Annotated in this window: 24 protein-coding genes; 17 read left to right on the forward strand and 7 right to left on the reverse strand. The window is 38.8% G+C overall.

What is annotated here, in order from left to right:
• Nucleotides 1-74 precede the first annotated feature (74 nt).
• Nucleotides 75-296, forward strand: coding sequence for a DUF6500 family protein (locus DS737_RS10170; RefSeq protein WP_113997446.1), 222 nt, complete (start codon nt 75-77; stop codon nt 294-296).
• Between the two features lie 17 nt (nt 297-313).
• On the opposite strand, the gene DS737_RS10175 is transcribed toward DS737_RS10170, so the two are convergent.
• From DS737_RS10175 to DS737_RS10185, 3 genes are read right to left on the reverse strand one after another with little or no spacing between them, the layout of a single operon-like run.
• Nucleotides 314-1,783 carry a sulfite reductase subunit alpha gene (locus tag DS737_RS10175; protein ID WP_113997447.1) on the reverse strand — a complete coding sequence of 490 codons (1,470 nt, stop codon included), beginning with the start codon at nt 1,781-1,783 and terminating at the stop codon, nt 314-316.
• A gap of 9 nt (nt 1,784-1,792) precedes the next feature.
• Nucleotides 1,793-2,383, reverse strand: a complete 591-nt coding sequence (locus DS737_RS10180; RefSeq protein ID WP_113997448.1) for a PepSY-associated TM helix domain-containing protein — start codon at nt 2,381-2,383, stop codon at nt 1,793-1,795.
• Between the two features lie 34 nt (nt 2,384-2,417).
• On the reverse strand, nt 2,418-3,992 hold the full coding sequence (locus DS737_RS10185) for a DUF2271 domain-containing protein (protein ID WP_113997449.1): 1,575 nt from the start codon (nt 3,990-3,992) through the stop codon (nt 2,418-2,420).
• Nucleotides 3,993-4,092: 100 nt separating this feature from the next.
• Here DS737_RS10185 and DS737_RS10190 point away from each other — a divergent pair, with 100 nt between their 5' ends.
• A complete protein-coding gene (locus DS737_RS10190) occupies nt 4,093-4,977 on the forward strand; it encodes a DUF4198 domain-containing protein (RefSeq protein WP_113997450.1) in 885 nt (294 codons plus the stop codon).
• Between the two features lie 188 nt (nt 4,978-5,165).
• On the opposite strand, the gene DS737_RS10195 is transcribed toward DS737_RS10190, so the two are convergent.
• Together DS737_RS10195 and mnmG are read right to left on the reverse strand one after the other, a co-directional pair.
• Complete coding sequence (locus DS737_RS10195) at nt 5,166-5,498, reverse strand: DMT family transporter (RefSeq protein ID WP_113997451.1); 333 nt, start codon at nt 5,496-5,498, stop codon at nt 5,166-5,168.
• 101 nt (nt 5,499-5,599) lie between these two features.
• A complete protein-coding gene (mnmG, locus tag DS737_RS10200) occupies nt 5,600-7,480 on the reverse strand; it encodes a tRNA uridine-5-carboxymethylaminomethyl(34) synthesis enzyme MnmG (protein ID WP_017394626.1) in 1,881 nt (626 codons plus the stop codon).
• A 251-nt stretch (nt 7,481-7,731) separates the two neighbouring features.
• Here mnmG and DS737_RS10205 point away from each other — a divergent pair, with 251 nt between their 5' ends.
• The 9 genes from DS737_RS10205 (at nt 7,732) to DS737_RS10245 (ending at nt 17,079) form a co-directional block, all read left to right on the forward strand.
• A complete protein-coding gene (locus DS737_RS10205) occupies nt 7,732-8,139 on the forward strand; it encodes a hypothetical protein (protein WP_075315794.1) in 408 nt (135 codons plus the stop codon).
• 198 nt (nt 8,140-8,337) lie between these two features.
• The gene (gene prmA, locus DS737_RS10210; protein ID WP_113997452.1) at nt 8,338-9,243 is read left to right on the forward strand and encodes a 50S ribosomal protein L11 methyltransferase; all 906 of its coding nucleotides are present in this window, start codon (nt 8,338-8,340) and stop codon (nt 9,241-9,243) included.
• A gap of 14 nt (nt 9,244-9,257) precedes the next feature.
• Nucleotides 9,258-10,124: a DUF3426 domain-containing protein gene (locus tag DS737_RS10215; protein ID WP_113997453.1), complete on the forward strand. Its 867-nt coding sequence runs from the start codon at nt 9,258-9,260 to the stop codon at nt 10,122-10,124.
• Between the two features lie 375 nt (nt 10,125-10,499).
• Nucleotides 10,500-10,769: a DNA-binding transcriptional regulator Fis gene (gene fis, locus DS737_RS10220; RefSeq protein WP_001086304.1), complete on the forward strand. Its 270-nt coding sequence runs from the start codon at nt 10,500-10,502 to the stop codon at nt 10,767-10,769.
• Between the two features lie 82 nt (nt 10,770-10,851).
• On the forward strand, nt 10,852-12,426 hold the full coding sequence (purH, locus tag DS737_RS10225; protein WP_113997454.1) for a bifunctional phosphoribosylaminoimidazolecarboxamide formyltransferase/IMP cyclohydrolase: 1,575 nt from the start codon (nt 10,852-10,854) through the stop codon (nt 12,424-12,426).
• A 105-nt stretch (nt 12,427-12,531) separates the two neighbouring features.
• Nucleotides 12,532-13,818 carry a phosphoribosylamine--glycine ligase gene (gene purD, locus DS737_RS10230; RefSeq protein WP_004638502.1) on the forward strand — a complete coding sequence of 429 codons (1,287 nt, stop codon included), beginning with the start codon at nt 12,532-12,534 and terminating at the stop codon, nt 13,816-13,818.
• 602 nt (nt 13,819-14,420) lie between these two features.
• Entirely contained in the window at nt 14,421-15,293 is an 873-nt protein-coding gene (locus tag DS737_RS10235) for a MetQ/NlpA family ABC transporter substrate-binding protein (RefSeq protein ID WP_005082033.1), read from the forward strand.
• A 68-nt stretch (nt 15,294-15,361) separates the two neighbouring features.
• Nucleotides 15,362-16,387: a methionine ABC transporter ATP-binding protein gene (locus DS737_RS10240; protein ID WP_004638498.1), complete on the forward strand. Its 1,026-nt coding sequence runs from the start codon at nt 15,362-15,364 to the stop codon at nt 16,385-16,387.
• Nucleotides 16,384-17,079, forward strand: coding sequence for a methionine ABC transporter permease (locus DS737_RS10245; protein WP_004638497.1), 696 nt, complete (start codon nt 16,384-16,386; stop codon nt 17,077-17,079). Before DS737_RS10240 ends, DS737_RS10245 begins: the two co-directional genes overlap by 4 nt.
• A 48-nt stretch (nt 17,080-17,127) precedes the next feature.
• Here the strand turns inward: DS737_RS10245 and DS737_RS10250 are convergent, their stop codons facing one another.
• The gene (locus DS737_RS10250) at nt 17,128-18,000 is read right to left on the reverse strand and encodes an arginase family protein (RefSeq protein ID WP_113997455.1); all 873 of its coding nucleotides are present in this window, start codon (nt 17,998-18,000) and stop codon (nt 17,128-17,130) included.
• A complete protein-coding gene (locus DS737_RS10255) occupies nt 17,994-18,980 on the reverse strand; it encodes a hypothetical protein (protein WP_113997456.1) in 987 nt (328 codons plus the stop codon). Before DS737_RS10255 ends, DS737_RS10250 begins: the two co-directional genes overlap by 7 nt.
• 369 nt (nt 18,981-19,349) lie before the next feature.
• Between DS737_RS10255 and gloB the strand changes: the two genes are divergently transcribed.
• The 6 genes from gloB (at nt 19,350) to DS737_RS10285 (ending at nt 26,900) form a co-directional block, all read left to right on the forward strand.
• Nucleotides 19,350-20,081, forward strand: coding sequence for a hydroxyacylglutathione hydrolase (gene gloB / locus DS737_RS10260; protein WP_113997457.1), 732 nt, complete (start codon nt 19,350-19,352; stop codon nt 20,079-20,081).
• A 298-nt stretch (nt 20,082-20,379) separates the two neighbouring features.
• Nucleotides 20,380-20,586: a hypothetical protein gene (locus tag DS737_RS10265; RefSeq protein WP_004638493.1), complete on the forward strand. Its 207-nt coding sequence runs from the start codon at nt 20,380-20,382 to the stop codon at nt 20,584-20,586.
• A gap of 315 nt (nt 20,587-20,901) precedes the next feature.
• Complete coding sequence (ahcY, locus tag DS737_RS10270) at nt 20,902-22,284, forward strand: adenosylhomocysteinase (protein WP_004638491.1); 1,383 nt, start codon at nt 20,902-20,904, stop codon at nt 22,282-22,284.
• Between the two features lie 75 nt (nt 22,285-22,359).
• Nucleotides 22,360-23,196 carry a methylenetetrahydrofolate reductase [NAD(P)H] gene (gene metF, locus DS737_RS10275; RefSeq protein WP_005082028.1) on the forward strand — a complete coding sequence of 279 codons (837 nt, stop codon included), beginning with the start codon at nt 22,360-22,362 and terminating at the stop codon, nt 23,194-23,196.
• Between the two features lie 22 nt (nt 23,197-23,218).
• Nucleotides 23,219-23,938, forward strand: a complete 720-nt coding sequence (locus DS737_RS10280; protein ID WP_017396052.1) for a 16S rRNA (uracil(1498)-N(3))-methyltransferase — start codon at nt 23,219-23,221, stop codon at nt 23,936-23,938.
• A 112-nt stretch (nt 23,939-24,050) separates the two neighbouring features.
• Nucleotides 24,051-26,900 carry a bifunctional diguanylate cyclase/phosphodiesterase gene (locus tag DS737_RS10285; RefSeq protein ID WP_005082026.1) on the forward strand — a complete coding sequence of 950 codons (2,850 nt, stop codon included), beginning with the start codon at nt 24,051-24,053 and terminating at the stop codon, nt 26,898-26,900.
• Nucleotides 26,901-26,924: the final 24 nt, after the last annotated feature.

Genomic DNA, 26,924 nt, shown 5'->3' on the forward strand with positions numbered 1-26,924 from the left:
ATCGTTTGCAACATGACTGTTATCATGTACAAATACAGTAGAAATTTAATGCATTAATAGATCAAAGAGAAAAAATGAGAGCTGAACTTAAAACAAGGATCCTGCAAATTTGTGATGAAAAAATTGAGAAAAAAGGCAGTAATGTTGGGCTATCTTTCTATGCTTTTTTCGCCAATAAAAATGATGACCCTGAACGCTTGATGGAAGCAGCGCATTGGTGGATTATGGAACATAAATTAGATCATTTTGAGAAAGCCACAAAAATCAAAGCTCTGATCTCTGAGCAATCTCCTTAAAGTCTAAAGGATAATCTTTAATAAACATCACGCAAATAACGCTGTTCCCGTTTAAGTTGTTGCAACTGCTCAATACCCAGAAGCTCTTCAAGCACTTGATCTACACCGCTTGCCATCCCCTTTAAACTGCCGCACACATAAATTGCGGCATCTTGTTCCACCCAAGCGATTAAACGATCAGCATGTATTTTTAAACAATCTTGTACATATACCTTTTCCATCTGATCACGCGAAAAAGCATAATCAACATGCTCCAAGTAACCATGTTGCTGCCAGTAGTCAATTTCAGCTTGGTATAGGTGATCAAACTGTCGTTGTCGCTCACCGAAAATGAGCCAATTTCGTTTAAAACCCCAATGTTCTCTTTGCCTCAGATGTGCAAGCAAGCCAGCAATACCCGTACCATTACCAATAAAAATAATTGGTCGCTGATCTTTAGATAGATGAAAACTTGGATTAACACGAATCACAGCACTAAGTATCTGACCTTGCTCTAACCCAACAGTTAACCAACCTGAACCTACACCTAAACCAGCTTCAGTATGCTGTTGCCGCACGACCAATTCAATCAAACCATTTTCTGGCAGGCTTGCAATTGAGTACTCCCGTTTTGGTAATACTTCAAACTGATCTATCCATTCCGCAAACGAGTTATTTTTATTGATTGGCTGTTTTCGTAAATTAAGTATTGCTAACTTTGAAATATAATTAGACAAGTCATACTGTGAGTGGGTTTCAATAAACTGTTGGATTTCCACTCGATTATTCTCGCATTGAATTTCTAAAATATCTCCAGAAGACCAGTTCAAATCCTCATTACCAACCAGTTGTATCTTATAGATCCCCTCACCACAACTTCCTACATTGATCTGTTGGCGATAAGCAAGCTCTAATTCAATCCACTGTTTATTAAGCCGAGTAAATTCAGTTAAAGTCAGTTGTTCTAATGCATTTAACCATTGTTCTAAATCCCGACTATTGAGCTGATCAACGTTGATCGTGGGAAATAATGATTGTGCATTTTGCTGCAATAACCATTGCTCAATTGTTTGTCCAAATTGGCAAAAATTAGGATAACGTTTATCTCCCAAAGCCAAAATAGCAAAGGATAATTGTGATAAATCTAAATTCTCAACCAGAATTTTATGAACAAAGTCTTGTGCGGTATCAGGTGCATCACCTTGTCCATAGGTACTTACAACCCACAATATCGTATTAGACTGCTGTAAATGATGCTTTGTCAGTTGTTGGATATCAACCAATGAAACATTCTTCCCTGCTACTTGTAGTTGCTCAGCAGTATGCTTCGCCCACATTTCCGCTTGACCAGTTTGACTGGCATACACCACCAGATAAGATGCTACTGATGGGCTAGACAATACATGACGAGTAAAGTACTGACGTCTGACTAGATAAATAATCACCAAGATATGCAACAGCAGTAAAAAAAATAACGCGCAAATCACCCAAAATAATGGTTGAGTCATTACTTATCCTTAAACTGCTGACCAAATCAAAAGAATGATCAGTGCCAAACTCACTGCCGTTAAACCGAGGTGTGTCAATAATCGTGTTCTCAAAGTCAAAAATAAAATATAGCCTGCCAACGACAAAATCACGATAATCACTGCACCAATATCGATTAACCAGCTCCATCCTGCACTCACATTTTTACCACGATGTAAATCATTGAGCAGTGACACCGTGGTTGCTGGTTTAGTGGTAATTTCAACTTCTGCCGTATCGAGTAATACCCAAACATCTGTTGACCCGGCTGGACTATCTAGGCGAATCATCACTTCACCATCTAATATTTCACTACTTTGAAAACGTCCAACCAAAGACTGCTGCTGACGTAAATATTCTAAGATTGTCTGGGTTGGGTTTTCTTGCTTTGCTATTGTTTCCATCAAAGACTCAGGCAAAACGATGGTATCAGTTTGCTCCTGTTGTGATGGTTTGAACCATTCTGGATGATTTAGTAATAATCCTGTCACGGAAAAAAATAATAAAGCAATGAAAGCGAAGGCAGAGAGCCAGCCATGCACATAACGTGCATGGCGATAAAAATCACGGCGTTGATACAAGAGACAAGCCTCGTTGATTTAAATGTGAAAAGTTCTAAACACCACGTTGGAAATTAAGTTTCAAAACCCCAATTTCAGCTTGAGCAGGTAATGTTTTGTTGACTGCTTTAGGTGCGACTTCAAGCTCAAAAGTTTGATAAGAGCGATCCCCATGCTCACGTGAGGTTTCAATATGAATCACGTATTGTCCCGCATTTACCATTTTTCCTTGCTCATCCTTCCCATCCCAAGCCAATTTATATTGTCCCGGTTGACGTGAAGGTTTAGCGACTGCATCTAAGTTTTGCATCTGACGCCCATAACGACGCCACCATACATAGTTTGAATTAATCCATTTTTCGTCATTACCCCAAACCGCAAGAGTGCGTACCAATTTTTTATCTGTATCCGTTACCCAAATCGATACATACGGTGCTCGATATTTTTCTACAGCAAGTTTTGGGATATTCACTTCCAATTGTGCTTGATAACCTTTAGGCCAAGTAGTCGCACTGGTATTGGCTGCGATGTGGCGCATAATTGCAGGCTGGTTAGCATCTAAAAGTGAAGACCAACCTGAGCTTTGATAATGTTGACCATCACGAGTGACTAATTGTGCTTCATACCCCACAAGTTGTTCTATCAATTGCATGCCTTCATCAGGTGTCATGGCTGTTAAAGCTGTTGCTAACGCATCTGCATCTGCAGCGCATTGTCCAACGACCACACATTGCTCAACCTGTTGTACAGGCAAACCCGTTTTCGGATTTAATAAATGTGACTGCCCTGCTAGCTGACGATAGCCTTGGCCACTAAATGCTATCGCTTGGTCTTTTAACTTAAGTACTTGGCTTGGTGCGGCATTATCAAAATGCTGCATAGGATCTTGTAATCCCACCTTCCATGCAGTTTGACTTGGTGATTGTCCCCAAACGCGCATATCACCACCAATATCAATCAAGATACCTTGTAAATGTGGCACTGCTTTCTTCGCCTCAATTAAAGCACGGTCGATCACATAACCTTTGGCATAAGCATCTGGGACGATTTTGATTGCTGAACTTGTTGTGATTTGCTTGGTTTGTGAATTTAATTCAATGCTCTGCTTTTTTAATTGTTGCAGTAAAGTCTCTTGTGTATTCAGGTCAAGGCGTTGAACATCATTTCCTTGCTCCCACAGTTCAATCAACTGTCCTAAGCGTGCATCAAAACCACCGCAAGTCGCACTACGCCATTGTTCACAAGCAGCAATAACCTCATATAGTTCTGGCGAGGCCGAAATACTTTGCTCACGATTCAACTGGCTAATCTCACTATCCTCACGCCAGACTGACAAAATCTGATCGAGTCGAGCAATTTCGGTCTGAATCGCTTGTAATGCTTTTTCTGCGTCCTGACGATTAGGTGTCGTGATTACGACATCCAGTGAAGTGCCTAATATATAGTCTTGGTGAAAACGATAATGTTGTATATCAACATCTGCTCTAAGAACAGTTGATACAGTCTGTTCATTCAGTATTGTTTCACTAGCTGCATATACGGGTGTAATAAACAATGTCATCGCTGCCATCAGTGGAGATAAACGGAAAACCAAATTGATTGGGCGAAGTGAAACAACACTTGATGACATAGCGTGAACTCCAAAAATTTAGCAAAATAATATTGCAACTGATACTCGTTATCAAGTAGATTGTTAAAATCTTTTATCCTTTTGTAAGCTGAGGTATATAATGCGTCATTTGCTGACCATTTCACTATTATCTGTGTTACCTGTTTTAACTCATGCGCATACAGCTAGCCCATTTGTATTACCAGAAATATTTGACAGCAAATCAAATACGGTCAGCTTCCAAAGTGGTATCACTGTCGAAAAATTCTTTGTGCCTAGTCGAAATTTTAAAACAAGCTATCAAATCACAACACCTAGCGGCAAAGTTCAGCAAGTGAATGCGGCAGCAGAATTAAAAAGCTTTAATATCGCAGAATTCAATCTTGAAGATGAGGGTACATATCGTATCCGCACCTTAGATGCCGTAGGGACTCCAAGCAAATATGCATTGGTTGATGGTCGTTGGTTACGTGTACGTCCGTCACGCCCTATGAATAATATGCCAACACCAACAACTGCCACTAATGAGCAAAAAACAGCAGCGCCTGCGACTCAACAACCACCTCGTTTCATTACTGAAGACAAAGTTCCAGCAAAAGCTAAAACAGCACAAACAATCAATCATTATATTGCTGAAAGTTTCGTGACCAAGGGCAAACCAAGTCCTATTCCTACTGTAAGCAACAAAGGCTTTGAGCTTAAATTTATTTCTCATCCAAATGAACTTTATGCAGGTGAAGCATTAAAAGCAGTCGTGTTAATGAATGGTAAACCTGTACCGAATGTTGAATTTGATATTTTCAAAGGTGCGAGCAATTACACCGCAAATGAAAGACGTGAACTTCCACATGTCAAAACCAATACAAAAGGCGAATTAGACGTTAAATTTGAACATGCAGGCATTTATTTAATTACTGGTGTTTATCCTGAAGCAAATAGTGATCATACCAAACCACCAATCGCGGAAAGCTATACTTATAGCGTGACTGTAGAAGTGACTGAATAAACATGGTCAATAAGGTACTTATCTCAGCATAGGTACCTTCGCCCACCTAAGATTTAAACTTAATCCATTTTTATTAGAAATAAGAATAATGATTCAGTCATTATTAACAGTAACTGTAACAGCAATTTATATCTAAAAAATATAGCCTTTCCAGCAATAAAAGCTGTTTATTTGCTTCAATACTTAAGTTAATGCCCACTCGTTTTGGACAATAAGTTTAAAATCAATACACCACTCATAATCAGTGCAATTCCCACAATTCCCCACAGATCTAGTTTTTGACCAAACATGAACCAAGCAACCGTGGTAATTAAAACAATACCAACGCCAGACCATATCGCATAAGCAACCCCAACAGGAATTGCTTTTAAGGTTAAAGACAAAAAATAAAATGCAATGACATAACCCACAACCACCACAAATGAAGCGATTGGCCTAGTAAAACCCTCACTACTTTTTAAGGCAGAGGTAGCAATTACTTCTGCAACTATAGCTATGAATAAAAACATCCAATTTTTCATTAATTTTTATACCTTATCGAATGCATTCAAAAGTACATACAAAACAAACAGAAAAAAACACCCTTTTAAAGAGTGTTTTTATCATTTTCTCTTAATCAGACTTATGCTGATTTTTTTGCCATATGACTTTTACGAATCGTAATCATAAGCAATTGTACCGCCGCTGGAGTTACTCCCGGAATACGACTGGCTTGAGCCAATGTTTCTGGTCGAACTGTTTTCAACTTCAATGTAATTTCACGAGATAAACCAGAAATACCATCAAACTCAAAATCGGCAGGAATCTTAGTTTCTTCAAGGCGCTTTAACTGAGCAACGTCTTCATGCTGACGGTTAATATAACCTTCGTATTTCACTGCAATTTCGATTTGCTCACCAACTTGTTGCGAAACCTCTGAACCTGTTAATTCAGCAATTTGAGCAAAATTAATGTTTGGACGTTTCAACAAATCAATTGCACTACATTCTTTGCTTAGATCTGCACCTGTCATTTCAACGAACTTTTTGCCCATTGGGTTATTCGGCGCAGCCCATAAATGTTGCAAACGAGAAGTTTCACGTTCAACAGCTTCCATTTTTTCGCTATACGCAGCCCAACGTTCATCATCAACCAAACCAAGTTCACGACCAATCTCTGTCAAACGCTGATCTGCATTGTCTTCACGTAACATCAAACGGTATTCTGCACGCGAGGTAAACATACGGTACGGTTCTTTAGTCCCTAATGTAATGAGATCATCAACCAAGACGCCCATATAGGCTTGGTCACGTTTTGGTGTCCACTCTTCTTGTTCCCACGCACGGCGTGCAGCATTCAGGCCTGCAAGTAAGCCTTGCGCACCTGCTTCTTCATAACCTGTAGTACCATTAATCTGACCAGCAAAATACAAGTTCTGAATCGCTTTGGTTTCAAGTGTGAATTTCAACGCTTGCGGATTAAAATAGTCATATTCGATTGCGTAACCTGGACGCAGAATATGCGCATTTTCCATACCGCGAATCGAACGAACCAGATTGAACTGAACATCAAATGGCAAAGAGGTTGAGATACCATTTGGATAAAGTTCATGTGTATCTAAGCCTTCAGGCTCAAGGAATACTTGGTGCGAATCTTTATCCGCAAAACGATGAATTTTGTCTTCAATCGAAGGACAGTAACGAGGTCCCACCCCTTCAATCACACCGGTATACATTGGTGAACGATCTAAACCACCACGAATAATCTCATGGGTTTTTTCACTAGTATGTGTGATGTAACAGTTCACTTGTTCAGGGTGCATCGATGCATCGCCCATAAATGACATCACTGGAGATGGGAAATCACCCGGCTGAGGTGTCATCACAGAGAAATCAACGGTACGCGCATCAATACGCGGTGGCGTACCTGTTTTTAAACGTCCGACAGGGAGTTTTAACTCGCGTAACCGATGTGCTAAAGCAATTGAAGGAGGATCACCGGCACGACCACCGCTTGAATTTTGTAAACCAATATGGATAACTCCACCTAAAAAGGTACCTGTCGTCAACACCACTGTTTTAGTATCAAAACGAATACCCATTTGGGTAACAACACCCTTTACAGTATCCCCTTCAACAATTAAATCATCAGCAGCTTGTTGGAAAATATCCAAGTTTGCTTGGTTTTCTAGGGTATGACGAATCGCGGCTTTAAAACGCACACGATCAGCTTGCGCACGCGTTGCACGTACAGCAGCGCCTTTACGGGAATTGAGGATACGGAATTGAATACCGCCTTTATCCGCAGCAAGTGCCATTGCACCACCTAGTGCGTCGATTTCACGAACTAAATGTGATTTACCAATACCACCAATCGCTGGGTTACAGCTCATCTGCCCCAAAGTCTCAATATTATGCGTCAACAATAATGTTTGTCTTCCCATACGTGCAGCTGCAAGCGCCGCTTCCGTACCAGCGTGACCGCCACCAATTACGATAACGTCGTAAACTTTAGGATAGTGCATAGTGGTAAATGTGTATTCAAAAAATGACAGAGCATTATACAGGAATTTTGCCATAGTATGAAAAAAACCAATCAAAATCTCACACTGAGCAAAAGACTGATTCAATTAGAAATGACACAAAAAGAAACTTTATGTTGCACTTTTCATGTATTTTTAACAAAGTGCCCTAGAATCGTTAACTTGAACAACACTGTTTTTCTGAAAAAATTTCCTATCCTAATACATGCATAACAAATACTTAGGAAAATGATATGAACTCGAAGCTTTTATTATCATCACTGATCTGTGGATTATGTTTTACTGTGACAGCTCAAGCAAATGCAAAAACTGCCGCAGATCAACTCACTCAGAAATATCAACAGGTCTGTAAAGGTAAAAAACAAGGCGATGCAGTTTCATTTGCCTATAAAGGTGTTGTTTATAATGGTGCTTGTCAAAATGATGAAAATGATAAACTCATTTTCCAACCGCCAATGCCTACATCTGACACACCACCAGAGACTCAAAGCAGAATTTCTGAAACTCAATCAGAACCTCGTCCAGTTAGTGGCGCTCCAGTTGAATCTGCACCAACCCAAATTCAATCACCTAATGAATTAGCGGCGCCAATTGAAAATACTGAACAACCAATGATGCAAAATGAACAAGCTGCACCTTAAGTTGTCCAAGTATTTTTAATTCCTTATAAATAACCTATAAAGGATATAGTTATGAACTATATCCTTTATTTATTTCAGCATATTGAAAGTAAACCGCGAAATAATTCATCTTAAAATTGTAAACTACTCATTATAGACTCCCTTTATACAACACGAATCCTTTACAATAAGCACAAATATATTTACTTAGGTTGTCCTGTGAACTGGCTACAAATTCATATTACTGTTGATCAAAATCAAGTTGAACTGTGTGAAACCCTACTTTTATCTCTGGGTGCAGTCAGCGTAACTTTAGATGATGCTGAAGATCAGGCCTTACTCGAACCACTTCCTGGTGAAACACCACTTTGGAATAAAGTTATCGTTACAGGTATTTACCAACAAGAAGAAGATGATCCAATTGATGTTGATCGCTTAGAAGCTTTTTTAAAGGCTCAACTCCCTGATGTACCTATGCGCCATGAAACTTTAGAAAACCAAGTTTGGGAACGTGCATGGATGGATTATTATGAACCGATTCAAATTGGTGAAAAATATTGGATCGTTCCAGAATGGTTGGAACCGCCTGAAGCAGATGCAACCAATATTAAACTAGATCCTGGTCTTGCTTTTGGCACAGGTAATCATGCTAGTACCTTTTTGTGCTTACAATGGTTAGGTAAAACCGACGTAAAAGATAAAATTGTGATTGATTATGGTTGTGGTTCAGGCATTTTAGGTGTTGCTGCATTGTTATTGGGTGCAAAAAAAGTCTATGCCACTGATATTGACCCACAAGCTGTATTAGCAACCAAACAAAATGCTGAATTGAATGGGGTACTTGATCGTCTTTATGTTGGTTTGCCAGAAGAATTTGATCAAGAATTTAAACCTCAACAAGCAGATATATTGGTCGCCAATATATTAGCAGCCCCCTTGATGGCACTCGCGCAAGAATTCTCAACTTTGATAAAAAATGAGGGAGAGTTCGCACTTGCAGGTGTGATTGAAGAGCAAGTTGCTGATGTTTCTAGTGTTTACACTGAATTTTTTGATATATTAGAAGTCGACAAGCGTGAAGAAAACTGGTGTCGTATCTCAGGAAAACGCAAAACAACAATTTGAGATTTCTATAACTTATGAGTGAAAAACAAACCCGCTGCCCAAAATGTTCAACCGTGTATAAAGTGACCCTTTCACAACTTAGTGTTGCACAGGGCATGGTTTGTTGCCCCAAATGTGTCATTAACTTTAATGCACTCACCAATTTATTAGAATCTCCATCAAATGAAACGATTCCTGCAACAACGAATCGCTCTTTATTTTCTTCAATTCAACCTGACAGCACATTTGCAGAAAAGCAAATGCAAATCTTAAGTATTTTTGATCAAAAAATTGAAAACTCAAATATTGATCTACTCACCTATCTCAACAATCTAAATTACTTTAATACAGAGCCTGTAACAGCATTACCCAATCTAAATCTATCAGAGGATGCTCTACTCATTGATGAAGAGGCTGCAGATAAACAACATGGCTGGCTCTATTACACCCTTTGGGGTATAGGGAACATAGTTCTAATTCTTGTTTTTGCATTTCAAATTCTATGGTTCAATCCAAAATTGATGCATGATAGCCCTGTCTTAAACAAGATCTTTAATACTGCATGTACTGTTGTCACATGTAAAATGCGAGATAGGCAATACAAAAATTTGAATTTTGAAAAAATAACGTTAAGACGTGCTGAACAAAATAGCACACGTTTCTCAGGTATCCTAATCAATCAGAATAAGCACAGTATTTTACTACCCTCTATACAAGTTGTACTAAAAGACAATAATGATGTTGTGATTTCGAATACCACACTCAAACCAGACGAATATCTTGTGGATAGCTTAAAAACAATTCAACGCATCCCTTCAAACAGTCCTTTTAAATTCGATTTTACCGTCCCAAAAAGCAGAAATAGTTTTACAAATTATAGTTTAGAAATTGTACAACCCTAAAAATTAAAAAAAATGACAAAAAAAATAAAAAAAAGTGCAGTTAATTTGCTCACTTTTTCGCAGACAGTGGTATGATACGCGCCACGAAAGCTTTAACCCACTTACTCCTCGTATTTCACAGACAAAAAATCGTTAAACGAACTGTGCTTCTACTCTATAAGCGCATAGTTGGTTTTTTTGTTTTTGAAAGTAGGCTGTAACAAATATTTAACTATTGTTACGCTTATTTTTTACACAATTCGAGGATTTGTGGCAAGCTAATAGTCCCTTTGTTTTAGAGTCACTGTTTTAGGATCTAAAACAGGACTCAATAATTTAGACCACATTTATATATCACTTTACCCAAGTGATATTTGATTTTTCGGATTAACACGCATGAATAGCAAATCTCCTATTTTTACGGCTCAATCTGATGTCGCTCTTCGCATCCACGTAGATCGCGCAGTTCGTCATTATTTTGCACAATTGCAAGGTGAGCAACCATCTCAAGTGTATGACATGGTTCTAGCAGAAATGGAGAAACCTCTTTTGTCTGTGGTCTTAGAATATACTCGTGGCAACCAAACGCGTGCTGCTGAGATTCTAGGTCTTAACCGTGGAACTTTACGTAAAAAGTTAAAAGCTCACGGTTTAATGAGTGAATAATTGATAAAATGCTCACGTTCTCGTGGGCATTTTTTATGCCTATTTGTTTTAATCTGTAGACTTCAAACTGTTGACTTAAATCATGACTATCAAACGTGCGTTAATCTCTGTTTCAGACAAAACTGGAATCGTTGAATTTGCTCAAAATCTTGCAGCTCTCGGGGTAGAAATTTTATCTACAGGCGGTACTTATAAGTTGCTTAAAGACAACAATATCGCTGTTGTAGAAGTTTCTGAACATACAGGTTTTCCTGAAATGATGGATGGTCGTGTAAAAACACTTCATCCAAAAATTCATGGTGGCATCTTAGCTCGTCGTGGTCTGGACGAAGCTGTTATGCAAGAACACAATATTGATCCAATTGATCTGGTGATTGTGAACCTTTATCCATTTGCTGAAACTGTAGCGAAGCCAAATTGCTCTCTTGCTGATGCGATTGAAAATATCGATATCGGTGGCCCAACCATGGTTCGTGCAGCAGCAAAAAACCATGCTTCTGTGGGTATTATTGTCAATGCATCTGACTATGACACTGTTGTTGCTGAATTAAAGCAAAATGGTTCACTCTCTTACGAGACTCGTTTCGATTTAGCAGTAAAAGCATTTGAACACACAGCTCAGTATGATGGCATGATCGCTTCTTATTTAGGTGCACGTGTAGGTAAAGCTGAAGGCGAAGCAGATTTATTCCCTCGTACATTCAATACGCAGTTAAATAAAGCACAAGATTTACGTTACGGTGAAAACCCACACCAAAATGCTGCATTTTATGTAGAAGCAAATGCTAAAGAAGCGTCAGTTTCTACTGCGAAACAATTACAAGGTAAAGAGCTTTCTTATAACAACATCGCCGATACTGATGCTGCACTTGAGTGTGTTAAATCATTTGCAAAACCTGCATGCGTTATCGTTAAACATGCGAATCCTTGTGGTGTTGCCGTTTCTTTAGATGGCATTAAAGCTGCTTATGATCTTGCTTATGCAACTGATCCAGAGTCTGCATTTGGCGGCATCATTGCATTTAACCGTGAGTTAGATGTAGAAACTGCTCAAGCAATTGTCGATCGTCAATTCGTTGAGGTAATCATTGCACCAAGCATTGCTGATGGTGTACTTGAAGTTACAGGCGCAAAGAAAAATGTACGCGTCATGGTGTGCGGTGAATTACCTGCAATTGATGCACGTGCGCCTCAACTTGACTATAAACGCGTTAACGGCGGCCTACTTGTTCAAGATCAAGATTTGGGCATGATCACTAAAGATGACCTAAAGGTTGTGACCAAGCGTGCACCAACTGAACAAGAAATTGATGACATGATCTTTGCTTGGAAAGTTGCAAAATACGTAAAATCAAATGCGATTGTGTATGCAAAAAACCGTCAAACCATTGGTGTAGGCGCAGGTCAGATGAGTCGTGTGAACTCTGCTCGTATTGCGGCGATCAAAGCTGAACATGCTGGTTTAGTTGTTGAAGGTGCAGTGATGGCATCTGATGCGTTCTTCCCATTCCGTGATGGTATTGATAACGCTGCTAAAGCTGGTATCAAATGTATCATTCAACCGGGTGGTTCTATGCGCGACGAAGAAACAATTGCAGCAGCGGATGAAGCTGGTATTGCAATGGTCTTCACGGGTATGCGTCATTTCCGTCACTAATAGATTTTAAAAATCCCTCTTGCGATGTTTTAGTTGCATCTCAAGGGGGAATTTTCTATTTTTAGTGGATGTACTAGAGATACTTAAAAAGGAAATAACTTAATAATGAATATTTTAGTATTAGGTAGCGGTGGCCGTGAACATGCACTTGCATGGAAAATCGCACAAGATGAAAAAGTTGCTAAAGTCTTTGTCGCACCTGGCAATGCGGGTACAGCAACTGAAGACAAATGTGAAAATATTGACCTCGATATTTTAGACAACCCTGCAATTATTGCATTTGCAAAAGCAAATGATGTTGCGCTTGTTATCGTTGGGCCAGAAGCACCATTAGTCAATGGTGTCGTTGATGCTGCACGTGAAGCAGGTCTAAAAATCTGGGGACCAACTCAATATGCGGCTCAACTTGAAGGTTCAAAAGCATTCGCTAAGCATTTCTTAAAACGCCATAACATTCCTACAGCTTTCTATGACGTATTTACTGAAGTTGATGCTGCAAAAGCTTATGTTGAGAAAAATGGCGCTCCGATTGTAATTAAAGCTGACGGCTTAGCAGCGGGTAAAGGCGTTATCGTTGCGATGACCAACCAAGAAGCTTTTGATGCGATTGATGACATGTTGGCGGGCAACAAGTTCGGTGATGCTGGGTCACGTGTTGTGATTGAGCAATTCTTAGCTGGCGAAGAAGCAAGCTTTATTTGCATGATTGATGGTAAAAATATTTTACCAATGGCAACTTCTCAAGACCACAAGCGCATCTTTGAGGGCGACCAAGGACCGAATACTGGCGGTATGGGTGCTTACTCTCCTGCTCCCGTCGTTACAGCAGAAGTTTTTGAACGTGTCATGAATGAAGTGATGCGTCCGACAGTTGATGGTATGGCAGCAGATGGTCATGTCTACACGGGCTTCTTATATGCTGGTTTGATGATTGATGATCAAGGTCAACCACGTGTGATCGAATTCAACTGTCGTTTTGGTGATCCAGAAACACAGCCTATTATGATGCGTTTGAAATCATCTCTAGTTGATCTGGTTGAGGCTGGTATTGAAGGTAACTTACCAAGCGAAGCTGAATGGGATGACCGCAAATCTATTGGTATCGTTCTTGCTGCCGAAGGCTATCCTGAAACTGTTCGTAAAGGTGATGTCATTTCGGGTATCGGTCAATCGCCTGAAGACACCAAAATCTTTCATGCTGGCACAGCTATGACTGATGATGGTCATATTGTTACTGCTGGTGGCCGCGTCCTTTGCGTAACAGCCTTAGGTGACACTGTACTGGAAGCTCAGATCAATGCATTAGAAGTATGTGGCCAAGTGACATTCACAGGTATGCAATATCGTAGTGATATTGGTTATCGTGCAATTGCTCGCGAAAAAGCTGAATAATTTTATTGTGAATAAGGCCTTCTTCGGAAGGCTTTTTTATTCCTGAAACGCTATCAATTTACATTCTTTATTCAATTTGCATATATAGAGTTCAGAAAAATATATATTATTTATTTCACCAAAATCACCAATCAAACATTTGCAAAAATCTATAAAACTATCATTAATTTACATTTACTATGCACATAATTCCTTTAGATAATCAGATGCTTATACTCTTGAGTATCATGCAGACCACTATAACCCTTACCAAAATATTGCTATGATTGGCACAATTTTAGATGTTGTTTTTATGTTAAAAAATATGCTTTTTCATGATTATCAAATGATTAAGCTATTTTATCCAATCAACAGAAAACCAACAGCTAGACCAATATTTGGTTTGAAAAGATGTGAATGGATGTCTGCATTATTTATTGGTTCCAAATAAGCACATGAATATTCACTTATTTTTCTTAAAATCATGGAATCATAATGGCAAATACCCAAGAAATAATTCATGTGATTATTTTTTGTATAAAGCCAATTTGCATCCTCAAAGCGATTACATCAATGCGAGAATAACATTACTTTCTCAGCATTATTTTGGTTAGGATTTCCACATGAAAAAGCTGATTAGCCTTTTTTTAAGTGTATCAGTGTTGTTGCTTGCGGCATGCAGCAAACAGCCAGATAACACTGCTGAACAGAACAAAGATGCAGGTGCATTACAAACTGTCGTTATTGCTTCTACAGGTTCTGATGCTGATATTTGGCGTCACATTGCAAGCTTGCCTGAAACCCAAGCTGCTGGACTAAAACTTCAAATTAAAAATTTTACTGACTATGTTGCAATGAACACCGCTGTTGCAAATAAAGAAGTCGATTTGAATGCATTTCAATCCTATGCATATCTCGTTGCATTCAATGCAGCAAATAAAGACAAAATTGCGCCAGTCTCTACAACTTATTTAGAACCAATGGGAATCTACTCAAGCAAGGTAAAAAAAGTTGAAGAGTTTGCCAATGGTGCAACGATTGCAATCCCTAACGATGGGGCAAATGAATCTCGTGCTTTATTACTTTTACAAAGCGCGGGTTTAATTAAATTAAAAGCTGACTTTGATCCTGTAAAAGGAACGCCAGCTGATGTGATTGAAAATCCAAAGAACATTGTGATCAAACCAATTCAAATGGCAACAGCTGTACGTGTTAAAGATGAGGTTGATGCGATTTTATTGGGTAATACCCTTGCAATGGAAGGTGGTCTAAACGTTCTTAAAGATGCAATCTTCTACGAACCAATTGATCAAAGTACCAAGTTAAACGTCAATGTTCTAGCAACGGCTGAATCTCGCAAAGATGATCCTGTTTTACAAAAAGTCGGTGCGCTTTATCACACTGATGCAGTAAAACAATATGTACAAGATCATTTTGCTGGTACAAAAGTTGATGTAAATAAACCAATCAGCTATCTCACTGAAGAGAATCCGTAATATACTTTTCTCAACAAAACAGGCAAAGTGATTTTGCCTGTTTTTCTTTTCTGCTTAGTATTGACGATATGATCCAATTTAAAAATATTTCCAAACACTATCAGCTCAAAGGTCAAACGATCACTGCGCTGGATCAAATCAACTTAGAGATCCCTGATGGCAGCATTTTTGGCATTATCGGTTATAGTGGTGCAGGTAAAAGTACCTTAATCCGTTTGATTAATTTACTGGAGCGTCCGACCCACGGACAAGTGATGATTAATCAAAAAGACTTTACTGCAATGGATGCGCGTACACTTCGTCGAGAACGTGCAAATATTGGCATGATTTTTCAGCACTTTAATTTATTGCAAACCAAAACAGTGGCTGAAAACATTGAAATGCCACTTAAACTGTTAGGCCATAGCAAAGCCGAACGTGAAAAACGCCTTGCAGAGTTGCTGGATTTTATCGATCTAAAACATAAAAAAGATGCTTACCCAGATGAGCTTTCAGGCGGTCAAAAGCAACGTGTAGGTATTGCGCGTGCGCTTGCGAATCATCCTAAGATTTTGCTATGTGATGAGGCAACGTCTGCACTGGACCCTCAAACCACACAATCCGTTTTAGCATTATTAAAGAAAATTAATCAAGAACAGAACATCACCATTGTGATGGTTACTCATGAAATGGATGTGATTGAATCTATCTGTGACTATGTCGCAGTCATGGAAGCTGGCAAAGTCATTGAGACAGGTCGCACCTTAGATATATTCAGTCAACCACAACACCCAACAACCAAGACATTTATCCAAACAGTATTGCAGCAACAATTGCCGATCAATATCTTGAATAATCTTGAACACAAACATCATAACAGTATCTATAACCTGCAATTCTTAGGAACATCAGCCCAAGAAACCGTTATTCAATCCGTAATTAAGCAATTTGATATTAGTTTAAATATTTTATTTGCCAATATGACTGAGATTAATGGCACTGTGATCGGTCAAATGTTTATCCAACTTTTAGGCGACCCAACGATTATTCAGGAAGCGATTCAATTCTTAGAAAGTCAGGGTGTCAAAGTTGAACAGTCAGGAGTAAGCCAATGAGAGATTTAATTGTGCAATGGCTGACTGAAATCACAGCTCCATTTTGGCAAAGTTCTTTATCCATTGATCAATTTGTAACGGCACTGGAAGAAACCTTACAGATGGTATTCTTTGCATTGCTATTTGGATGCATTTGGGGATTTATTCAAGGTATTACTTTGGTAGTCACACGTAACGGTGGGATTTTACAAAACCGTGCGATTTACTATGCACTCAATCCAATCGTGAATGCCCTACGTTCAATCCCATTTATCATTTTATTAATCGCCGTCATTCCATTTACAAAGTTTTTGGTTGGTACATCAATCGGGACATGGGCTGCTATCGTACCATTAACCATTTATGTCGGTCCTTATCTTGGTCGACTCATCGAAACTTCTTTACTTGAAGTAAATGAAGGTATTATTGAGTCTGCACAAGCAATGGGTGCGAGTCCTTGGCAAATTGTATTCAAATTTATCGTGCCTGAAGCACGTAGCTCTCTTATTCTCAATCTCACCACAGGTACCATTTCATTGATTGGTGCAACAGCGATGGCAGGTGCTGTAGGTGCAGGTGGAATCGGTGATCTTGCTATTTCCTATGGCTATCAGCGTTTCGATAGTAGTGTGGTCATCCTGACCGTTATCGTACTTTTATTATTGGTTCAGTTTGTACAATCATTTGGAGAATGGTTAGCAAAATTACGCTAAACGCCCAATTCAATGCTCTCCTCGCGAGAGCATTTTTTTATAGCTAGGCTAAACCTCAGCAAAATAAATTTGATGCGCTGCTTTGAATGTATTGACATGCAAAGGGACCAAATCCTCCAAAGGTTGATAGCCACCAGCCAGAACGAAAAGCAAAGGAATTTTCATTTTCTTCGCCATCTCAAACACAATCCGATCACGTTCAAATAAGAGCGCTGTTGTAAACCATTTTGATCCATATTTATCATGTTGATGGCAATCCATGCCCGCTTGATAAACGATAAGATCAGCGTCCCAACGTGATGCATATTGGAAAGCTTCTAAAATCGCTTCTCGATACAAATCAAAGTTACCTTGCTTTGGATGAATATAGCGAGTCAAACTACGCTCCCCCGCCTTGCAACCAAAGCGGATACCAAAAATGCCAAAATTAATCAAATTCGGCATACGATTGGTGAAAATCGCAGTACCATCCCCACCATGTTGATCACAATCTAAAATAAAAATTCGTTTGTCCGGAAATTGTTTTGCTATTAATGCCAAACCATTAAAGGTACAGTAAGCGGCCCCAGAATCATAACTCGCATGATGAAAACCTTGTGCAATATTGGCGGCGATTCCTTCTTTCAATGCGATCTCAGCACCGACCAATTGCCCAGCTTGTACCGACAAAATGGCATCACGTAGTTGTGGATTCCAAGGTTTAAATCCTTGTACAGTCGCGAAACTTGAATCACCTGCAAAAAAGGCATCTACATATTGCGGGTTATGTAGTTTTTTCAAGATCTCAATGTCTATAAGTCCAGGATCTATCAATTCAACCAACTGTTGCTGCTGTAGCACTTCAGCAACTGCAGTCAGTTTCTCCATACTATTGGTATGCGTTTGCGCATAATAGCGTGGCGAGTAGCAAGCTTTTAGCATGGATTTCCTACATAGATTTGATCTTGAGCAATTTCCATCAATTGACTCAATTCAGTCGTATCGGGTCGAAATAATCCATTATCAACTTGTTGTTTAAAATGATATCCGAATGCACGCGCTCGATTTTCAGGAGAAACCGCCAGTGTCGTCAGTCGTAGAAACCAAAAACCTTTCATTGAAGAAATGGGGATCACATAACCTTTATATTGTTTGTTTTTATTCTTTTCTAGCGGCTCAATCTCATAGTTTGTAGAGAAAAGGCTCCCCGCTGGTAAGCACACACCATTCATAAGTAAAGGAACCAGACTGATACAGGAATGATTGTCCCCCATATTCATCTTTTCCATCATGACTGGCTGATCATGCTCATCGACGAAAATATTAATTTCACCTTGTCTCAATAGACGATGATGTGCAATTCTCAAGAAGAATTTTTCTGCCATCGGACACGAGCCAACCTTAGGTTTTTCCTCTAAAGCTTGGCATTCAATTATTTCAATATGTTGAACATCTTGAGGAAGGATAATATCTGCAAGTAACTGACAAATGAGTCTACTTTCTTCTCGCTCAGCATATTGATAAAGTGTTCTAAGTTTGGCTTGAAAATCAACTTCCTGCTGTAAGTTCTGCGTATAGCCATCATCTGGATTTAAACGTTTTAGGCTTTGCTGAACATCAACATGAATATCAAGATTCCGCCATGTTGTTAACTCAAGCCCGTATGAGGCTGCTTGACTTAAAATATTTCTTAATCCTTTCGTATCGTAATCATCAAAAATACGTAAATCCTGAAACCCCAACGCATCACGCGGCTGTGATACAAACTCAGCGATTACCCGTGTTGCCTGCGTATATCCACAACCTCGACGTTCAGTTTGATGGCTAAAATGTTCATTCAACATTTCGGTGAGTTTGGCAGATAGCGGATATAAATATTGCTTAAAAATACTGACCACTTCATGGTCTTTTAAATCCGACATAGCACCCCCTCGCTTGTTCTTTATGATTTATAAACTCATCGTCCTTTAATCAATCCTATGTATTTATATTGTTAAATCTAATCACGAAAATCATTTAGCATTTTTAAATAAAATATAAATCTAAAGATGAATATAAATCATTAACTTATAAAACTTTTATTTCATATTTATCGAAAACCGTCCCCTTGTCAATTATAAAGATTTTCACTTATTCATGTCGTCACTATGTGTCCAAAACAGTCATCATCCATACGCTTTTTGATGCTCACTTTGCATGATAAGAAATTTACACTTACACTAGCAAAAGTTGATGACGCTCTATCATCTTACTGGCAATAACCACATGAAACAATGATTTAGGAATTGGCTATGCATTATAAAATCCATGCGATTGACGTACAAAATGCCTTAAAAAACTATATATGGTTATTGGAAGATACAACGACAAAACAAGTTGTGGCGATTGATCCAACAGAAGCAAGTTTAGTCAAAGATTTTTGTGAACAACATCATTTGCAGCTACAACAAATTTGGCTCACGCATTGGCACCCCGATCATACGGGTGGAGTAGAGGATTTATCCGCTAATGAAAATATTGCAGTGTACGGCCCTAGAGATGAGCTGAGCAAAATTTCTTTTATCTCCAACCCACTGCAACAAGATGATCATTTTCATTTTAATGATTTAAAAGTTGAAATCATTGCAACGCCTGGCCATACATTGGGGCATATCGTTTACTTCATTGAAGCCATTGATGCACTTTTTTGTGGTGATACATTGTTTGCAATGGGATGTGGACGTCTGTTTGAAGGTACGGCTGAACAAATGTACCATTCATTAAATAGGTTATCAGCCCTGCCTATCCAAACCAAAGTATACTGTACACATGAATACACGCTTGCTAATGCTGAATTTGCGATCACTATAGAACCGCATAACGTCGCATTACAAGAAAGGATGAAACAAGTTAGGGCATTACGAGAAACCAATCAAATTACGCTCCCGAGTACCATAGAATTAGAACTCGCAACGAATCCCTTCTTGAGGACAGAAAGCGCTGAAGAGTTTGCACGAATCCGTCATCTAAAAGACCAGTTCTAAAGATCTCACCAAATCACAGAGATTTCACTTTTTACGATATAACCAAAGTGGAAAGTGAAATCTTTTTTTACATTTAAAGATAAAATTTTTATTAATTTAATATTCAAAAAATCCAAAAAAAATATTTATTTTTCTCTAAATTTACAGTAACTTATAAAAATTATAGATAAATTCCTGCAGGTGGAAATTACTCTATTTTTACATTACTTACACGCGGAAAAATAAATCTATCTAATGCCCCTTTAAAAATTTTTAACCTACCCTTATTAATAATTACAGGTTCACAAGGAGTTCTCGTATGAAAAACAGAGTTGTTAAAGCAAAAAATTTATTGGCGTTTCGTATTTGGTTAGAAAAATTAGGATATTCAGTTAAAAATCTGACAGATAATCGTGGTTTTACCTTTAGCTTTAAAAAAGAATATGGCTTAGTCACTGGCGATCTATCTGGCAATGCTTTAGCAATGCAACTCGGTGAAGAATTTGAAGACCACCTAAAAGCATAATGACTTATTTACAGCTTTATAACAATCTTAGGATTTCAAAGGGATTTGGAATCCTTGATTGATGTATATAAAAATAATTTACAACTTCAATAACACCCAAGATCAAAGCTTCATTTTCTAGCCATCTCCTAAAAAATATCATTGGAACAAAACTATTTTCCAAGTATTATAATGTCCTAGTCGAGGGATGCTGCGACATTTGATTTGTATTATAAATCAACTTGCCAGGCTCGACGATCGGTTGAACATTCGATTTAACCAACAACGGCATCCGCGAACAGAACGATCCATACTATTTTTTTCTAGGAGATCCTGATGAACGCGGTGAATGCTTCATTTACAGATTATAAAGTTGCTGATATTTCCCTTGCTGACTACGGTCGTAAAGAAATCAAACTCGCTGAAGCAGAAATGCCAGCTTTGATGGGTTTACGTAAGCGTTATGCAGCAGCTAAACCTCTTGCTGGCGCAAAAATTTTGGGTTGTATTCACATGACAATCCAAACAGCTGTTCTTATTGAGACGTTGATTGAACTCGGTGCTGAAGTTCGTTGGACTTCATGCAATATTTTCTCTACACAAGATCATGCTGCAGCGGCAATTGCTGCTCGTGGTATTCCAGTATTCGCTTGGAAAGGCGAAACTGAAGAAGAATACGTATGGTGCTTAGAACAACAAATCAATGTAAATGGCAAGCCTTGGGATGCCAACATGATTTTGGACGATGGTGGTGACTTAACAGCACTTGTTCATGACAAATACCCTGCTCTTTTAGAACGTATTCACGGCATTACTGAAGAGACCACAACAGGCGTACAACGCCTATTAGAAATGTGGAAAGACGGTTCACTTAAAGTTCCTGCAATTAACGTGAACGATTCAATTACCAAATCGAAGAATGATAACAAATACGGTTGCCGTCACTCATTAAATGATGCAATCAAACGTGCAACTGACATGCTACTTTCTGGTCGTCGTGCACTTGTGATTGGTTACGGTGATGTCGGTAAAGGTTCTGCACAATCTTTACGTCAAGAAGGCATGATCGTTCGTGTAACTGAAGTTGATCCAATTTGTGCAATGCAAGCTTGTATGGATGGTTACGAAGTTGTTTCTCCATATAAAAATGGCGTACAAACTGGTAAGAAAGAAGACATCAACCATGATCTATTAGGTAATACTGATCTTGTTGTGACAACGACTGGTAACTACCATGTATGTGATGCTGCAATGTTAGATAGCTTAAAAGCTGGTGCAGTAGTTTGTAACATCGGTCACTTTGATACTGAAATCGACACAGCTTATTTACGTGGTTATAAATGGGTTGAAGTGAAGCCACAAGTACACCAAGTTTATCGTTCAGAAGATGAAAGCAATTACTTAATTCTTCTTTCAGAAGGTCGTTTAGTCAATCTTGGTAATGCAACTGGTCACCCATCACGTGTTATGGATGGTTCTTTCGCCAACCAAGTATTAGGTCAAATGCATTTATTTGCTGAAAAATTTGCTGATCTTCCTGCTGATCAAAAGCAAGCTGCAATCCGTGTAGAAGTACTTCCTAAGAAACTAGACGAAGAAGTTGCTGCGGCAATGGTTGTTGGCTTTGGTGGTGTGTTGACACAATTAACTCAAGTACAAGCTGATTACCTCGGTGTGCCTGTTGAAGGTCCATTCAAATCTGACGCTTACAAATACTAAGAATCTTAGGGCAGACGTTATACGGACTGCCCTTTTTTTCTAAAAATTTCCAAGCGATTTTAAAAAGGATTTGAAATGACGAAACGTGTTCCTATTTCTTTTGAGTTTTTCCCACCAAAAACTGATGCTGGTGCAGAAAAGTTAAAAGTTGTTCACCAAGAACTTCAACTGCTGAATCCAGAGTTCTTTTCCATCACTTATGGTGCTGGTGGTTCTACCCGTGAACGTACTTTAGCTGCAATTGATGATTTCAATGGTAAAGGTACGCCTGTTGCACCTCACCTTTCGTGTATTGGTGATGATAAAGTGCGTATTGCCGAGCTATTAGATTTATACAAATCTCAGGGCATTGATCGCATCGTAGCACTACGTGGTGACTTACCTTCAGGTCAGGTGGGTTTAGGCGAGTTGCCTTATGCACAGGACTTGGTTCGCTTTATTCGTGAACATTCAGGTGATCACTTCCATATTGAAGTTGCAGCTTATCCCGAAATGCATCCACAAGCGGACAGCTTCGACGCTGATATCAAGCGTTTTATAGAGAAAGTTCAAGCTGGTGCAAATGCAGGAATCACTCAATTCTTCTTTAATCCAGATGCTTATTTCTATTTCATTGAACGACTTGAGAAAGCTGGGGTAAATATCCCAATTGCACCTGGAATCATGCCAATTACCAATGCAAGCAACTTAATTCGATTTGCTGATGGTACAGGCGCTGAAATCCCACGCTGGATTCGTAAACAGCTTTCTGCTTACGGTGATGACAGTGCAAGCATTAAAGCTTTTGGTCATGAAGTGATTTTAAAACTCTGTGAGCGTTTAATTGCTGGCGGCGCACCAACTCTTCACTTCTATTCAATGAACCAAACCGAACCAACCCGACAACTCGTTGTCGATCTTGGTCTCAACTAATTTGTAAGAGCTCTACCCAAGCATGAATCGTTTTTATATCGAAACTGAATTAAATACTGGCAACACCATCGAACTAACAGAATCAGTGTTTCATCATTGGGTACGTGTGCTTCGCGCAAAAGAACAAGAACAAGCCATCTTCTTCAATGGGAAAGGTGGCGAGTATCTTGTCACTCTGACAGAAATCAACAAAAAAAATGCTTTGGTGTCGATTGATCAATTTAATAAATTAGATCGTACTGCGCCTTTTAATGTTGTTTTGGGTCAAGTGATGAGTAAAGGTGATCGTATGGATTATGCGATTCAAAAAGCCACCGAACTGGGCGTGACCACAATTCAATTATTAACCAGCGATCGCTGTGAAATGCGATTAAAGTACGATCGTGACCAAAAAAAACTGGATCATTGGCAATCTGTTGCAATCGCTGCCTGTGAACAATGCGGAATGAACCGTGTGCCTGAAATTCTAGCGCCTATTTCTCTTAATGACTGGGTTAAATCTGAATTACCGACATCTCGTTTTGTACTTGCCCCTAATAAAGATCAAACAAATATACTACTGAATAGTACGCCTGATATTGCATTATTAATTGGTCCAGAAGGTGGACTTAGTGAAACAGAAATCGAAACAGCAAACCAATACCAATTTAAAAACTGGTGTATCGGTGATCGCGTTTTGAGAACGGAAACGGCCCCCGTTGTTGCTCTATCTATTTTAAACTATCACTTTTCAAGCAAATGATGCATTTACATTGCTTTTCAATGGGTTTAACGTTAATTTAAATAAACTCAACGCTATAGTTTACAAAGAATAAAGACTGTAGGTACTGATAAAAGAAAAGGATTATTCTTGTATGTCTGGGGTTCAGAAACAAGGTTTAGCGCCATTTATCTATACGGATCAAATTAATTACTCTAGTCATATCAGATCCTTTGTTCTTAGCGTATTGGGTATATGTGTTTTAGACTATGCATTATTTGGTCTTTTCTATTCTTTTACTCCAAATATCTTTACCGCTTGGATTAGCATCACTGCCGTTTTTCTTCTAATTTTCTTTTTTTTGTGCCGTTTTTCCTTGAAGTGTTATTCATCTCCAGCCTTTATTAAAAGAAGTCATGTTTTATTCCAAATTGTTTGTTTTAGCACTGGTTTGTTGCTCGGTATCAACTCCATCATTATTACGTATTACCTGATACATGAGGTTCCACAACTAACTGGATCACATATTCTGACATTAACTGCGCTATTACTAACAACCTCACATATCATCGCGCTAACATTTCTTACTCAGCATATTCGTTATTTCTTTCTGTTTTTTCTTCCAAGCGTTCTGCCCCTGATTATTTCACATTTGTTATCTCGGGATCATCAACACACCTTGTTTTACCTCGCATATTACTTCACCTTTTTTGCAACTTTATTATGCGCACATGCCACTTTCAAGATTCATAAGCATCTATCTCAAGTGCTTGAGAAAAATAAGCAATTAGTCGATGTTGCAGAGCAGCACAATCAATGGACTGAGGAGCTGTGTCAACAGTTACAACATGAAGTAAATAAATCCAAGGACATCGAAGCTCAACTACAATTCAATAACCATTTGTTAGAACAAAAAGTACGTGATCGTACTTATGATCTCACTCAAATGAATGAAAGTTTAGAAGAACATCGTCAAAACTTAGCTTTTGCACATGAGACAGCCGGTATCCGCCCTTGGGAATGGAACTTAGAAAACCAAACTGTTGGTGTCACCAATACCCATAGCCAAGCAGTCAAAAGAGATTCTGAAAATCACTACACGCTACTGCATAAGATTGTTCATCCTGATGATATCGAACGCGTAAAAAATGCCTTATACCATCATATATGTGGTGAAACCTTACGCTATGAAGAAACTTACCGTATTAAACGTCCAAATGGTGAATGGTCTTGGATTCACGATGTAGGACAAGTGATCCAACGTCATCCTGAAGATCAAACACCTTTACGAATGGTTGGCATTCATCGAGATATTAACCAAGAGCGTAAAGACCAAGAACGACTTAAACTTTCTGCAAGCGTATTTGAACAAGCTTCTGAAGGAATTTTCATACTCGATGAAAATTTTAATTACATTGAGGTGAACCCTAAATATGAACAAATTACCGAACTTGATAAACAAGTCATTTTAGGCAAGCAACTTTTTGAAATTACAAAACAAAATAAGCTTCACCACCAAAACTTCCAACTTTCGATTTTAGACACTTTAGCTCATGAACACGAATATGAAGGAGAGTTCCAAGAAACCTATCATTCAGAAAAATCATGTTTCTTGTGGATGCATATTAATGCAGTTAAAGATGAACAAGATCGAGTAATCAATTATATCGGTATCGTTTCTGATCAAACTGAACGAAAGCATCAGGAACAAAGATTATCTTATCTTACCAACTACGACACACTAACGGACTTGCCAAATCGGTTCTATTATCAGCAGCAACTGCATCAATATCTAGTGAATGAAGCAGCCATACAACATCTCGCTGTCATTCGTTTGAATATAGATCGCTTTCGGACACTCAATGAACTGGTCAGTAATCAAGCTGGCAATGAATTGCTTAAACAAGTCGCGCAGCGATTACGTATTAGCAATATCGATGCATTATTGGTTGCGCATTTAAGTGCTGATGATTTTGCGATTATTTATGAAATGTCCCCTTTACACCCACCTATTCATCAATTGTGTAACAATATTGTCGAGAACTTTAGCCAACCATTTTATATTGCTGACCAAGAGTACTTTGTGAGTGTTTCCATCGGTGTAGCGATGTTTCCTGAGCATGGTCGTCAAGTCGATAATTTAAATACTCATGCAGAACAAGCATTGAATGAGGCTAAGCGTTTAGGCGGCAACACTATTCGTTACTATTCAAATGAAAGAGCTAACTTAGCGGCACAGTATTCTGATTTAGAACTTGATTTAAGAAAAGCAATCCAAAACAATGAGCTTGTCGTTTACTATCAACCCAAAATGACTACACACGATAATCTGGTGAATGGTTTCGAAGCACTTATACGCTGGGAGCACCCAAGTAAAGGGCTGATCATGCCTGATATCTTTATTCCATTGGCAGAAAGCACCAGCTTAATTTCTGATATCGGACAATTTGTATTACATCAGGCAGCAAAACAATTACAGAGATGGATTGAGCTGGGTTATCCCCAAGTCCATATTGCGGTCAACATCGTTGTACAACAAGTTCTCCGTGGGCAATTATTACATGATGTGGATACGATTTTATCGCAATATAAAATCTCTGGTCATAATCTAGAATTAGAAATCACAGAGTCTGCTTTCTTAGAGAATACCGAAACGGTGAAAACGGTATTAGAAGCATTAAAAGATCGCCATATCTCAATCGCATTAGATGATTTTGGAACTGGATATTCATCCCTCGCCTATTTAACTGAATATCCTATAGATACCTTAAAAATTGACCGAGCTTTTATTTCTAAGATTGGTAACTCTAAACAAGATGCGATCGTAAATGCCATGATCGCCATGGGCAAAACCATTGGCTTAAAAGTTGTAGCGGAAGGTGTGGAAACTGAAGCGCAAAGAGACTACTTGCAAAAACAAAATTGTGACATCTTGCAGGGTTATCTATTTGCCAAGCCATTGACCGCTTTAGACGCAACCAAATTTCTACAGCAGCATAGCTAACTGTCAACCGCAAGATCTTACATT

The sequence above is a fragment of the Acinetobacter haemolyticus genome, from assembly GCF_003323815.1.
GTDB classification, from domain to species: domain Bacteria; phylum Pseudomonadota; class Gammaproteobacteria; order Pseudomonadales; family Moraxellaceae; genus Acinetobacter; species Acinetobacter haemolyticus.

Excerpts from the sequence above, each read along its gene's own strand:
- DS737_RS10170 (WP_113997446.1), top strand. The coding sequence starts at position 75 with ATGAGAGCTGAACTTAAAACAAGGATCCTGCAAATTTGTGATGAAAAA.
- DS737_RS10175 (WP_113997447.1), bottom strand. The coding sequence starts at position 1,783 with ATGACTCAACCATTATTTTGGGTGATTTGCGCGTTATTTTTTTTACTG.
- DS737_RS10185 (WP_113997449.1), bottom strand. The coding sequence starts at position 3,992 with ATGTCATCAAGTGTTGTTTCACTTCGCCCAATCAATTTGGTTTTCCGT.
- DS737_RS10190 (WP_113997450.1), top strand. The coding sequence starts at position 4,093 with ATGCGTCATTTGCTGACCATTTCACTATTATCTGTGTTACCTGTTTTA.
- DS737_RS10195 (WP_113997451.1), bottom strand. The coding sequence starts at position 5,498 with ATGAAAAATTGGATGTTTTTATTCATAGCTATAGTTGCAGAAGTAATT.
- mnmG (WP_017394626.1), bottom strand. The coding sequence starts at position 7,480 with ATGCACTATCCTAAAGTTTACGACGTTATCGTAATTGGTGGCGGTCAC.
- DS737_RS10205 (WP_075315794.1), top strand. The coding sequence starts at position 7,732 with ATGAACTCGAAGCTTTTATTATCATCACTGATCTGTGGATTATGTTTT.
- DS737_RS10215 (WP_113997453.1), top strand. The coding sequence starts at position 9,258 with ATGAGTGAAAAACAAACCCGCTGCCCAAAATGTTCAACCGTGTATAAA.
- fis (WP_001086304.1), top strand. The coding sequence starts at position 10,500 with ATGAATAGCAAATCTCCTATTTTTACGGCTCAATCTGATGTCGCTCTT.
- purH (WP_113997454.1), top strand. The coding sequence starts at position 10,852 with ATGACTATCAAACGTGCGTTAATCTCTGTTTCAGACAAAACTGGAATC.
- purD (WP_004638502.1), top strand. The coding sequence starts at position 12,532 with ATGAATATTTTAGTATTAGGTAGCGGTGGCCGTGAACATGCACTTGCA.
- DS737_RS10235 (WP_005082033.1), top strand. The coding sequence starts at position 14,421 with ATGAAAAAGCTGATTAGCCTTTTTTTAAGTGTATCAGTGTTGTTGCTT.
- DS737_RS10240 (WP_004638498.1), top strand. The coding sequence starts at position 15,362 with ATGATCCAATTTAAAAATATTTCCAAACACTATCAGCTCAAAGGTCAA.
- DS737_RS10245 (WP_004638497.1), top strand. The coding sequence starts at position 16,384 with ATGAGAGATTTAATTGTGCAATGGCTGACTGAAATCACAGCTCCATTT.
- DS737_RS10250 (WP_113997455.1), bottom strand. The coding sequence starts at position 18,000 with ATGCTAAAAGCTTGCTACTCGCCACGCTATTATGCGCAAACGCATACC.
- DS737_RS10255 (WP_113997456.1), bottom strand. The coding sequence starts at position 18,980 with ATGTCGGATTTAAAAGACCATGAAGTGGTCAGTATTTTTAAGCAATAT.
- gloB (WP_113997457.1), top strand. The coding sequence starts at position 19,350 with ATGCATTATAAAATCCATGCGATTGACGTACAAAATGCCTTAAAAAAC.
- DS737_RS10265 (WP_004638493.1), top strand. The coding sequence starts at position 20,380 with ATGAAAAACAGAGTTGTTAAAGCAAAAAATTTATTGGCGTTTCGTATT.
- ahcY (WP_004638491.1), top strand. The coding sequence starts at position 20,902 with ATGAACGCGGTGAATGCTTCATTTACAGATTATAAAGTTGCTGATATT.
- metF (WP_005082028.1), top strand. The coding sequence starts at position 22,360 with ATGACGAAACGTGTTCCTATTTCTTTTGAGTTTTTCCCACCAAAAACT.
- DS737_RS10280 (WP_017396052.1), top strand. The coding sequence starts at position 23,219 with ATGAATCGTTTTTATATCGAAACTGAATTAAATACTGGCAACACCATC.
- DS737_RS10285 (WP_005082026.1), top strand. The coding sequence starts at position 24,051 with ATGTCTGGGGTTCAGAAACAAGGTTTAGCGCCATTTATCTATACGGAT.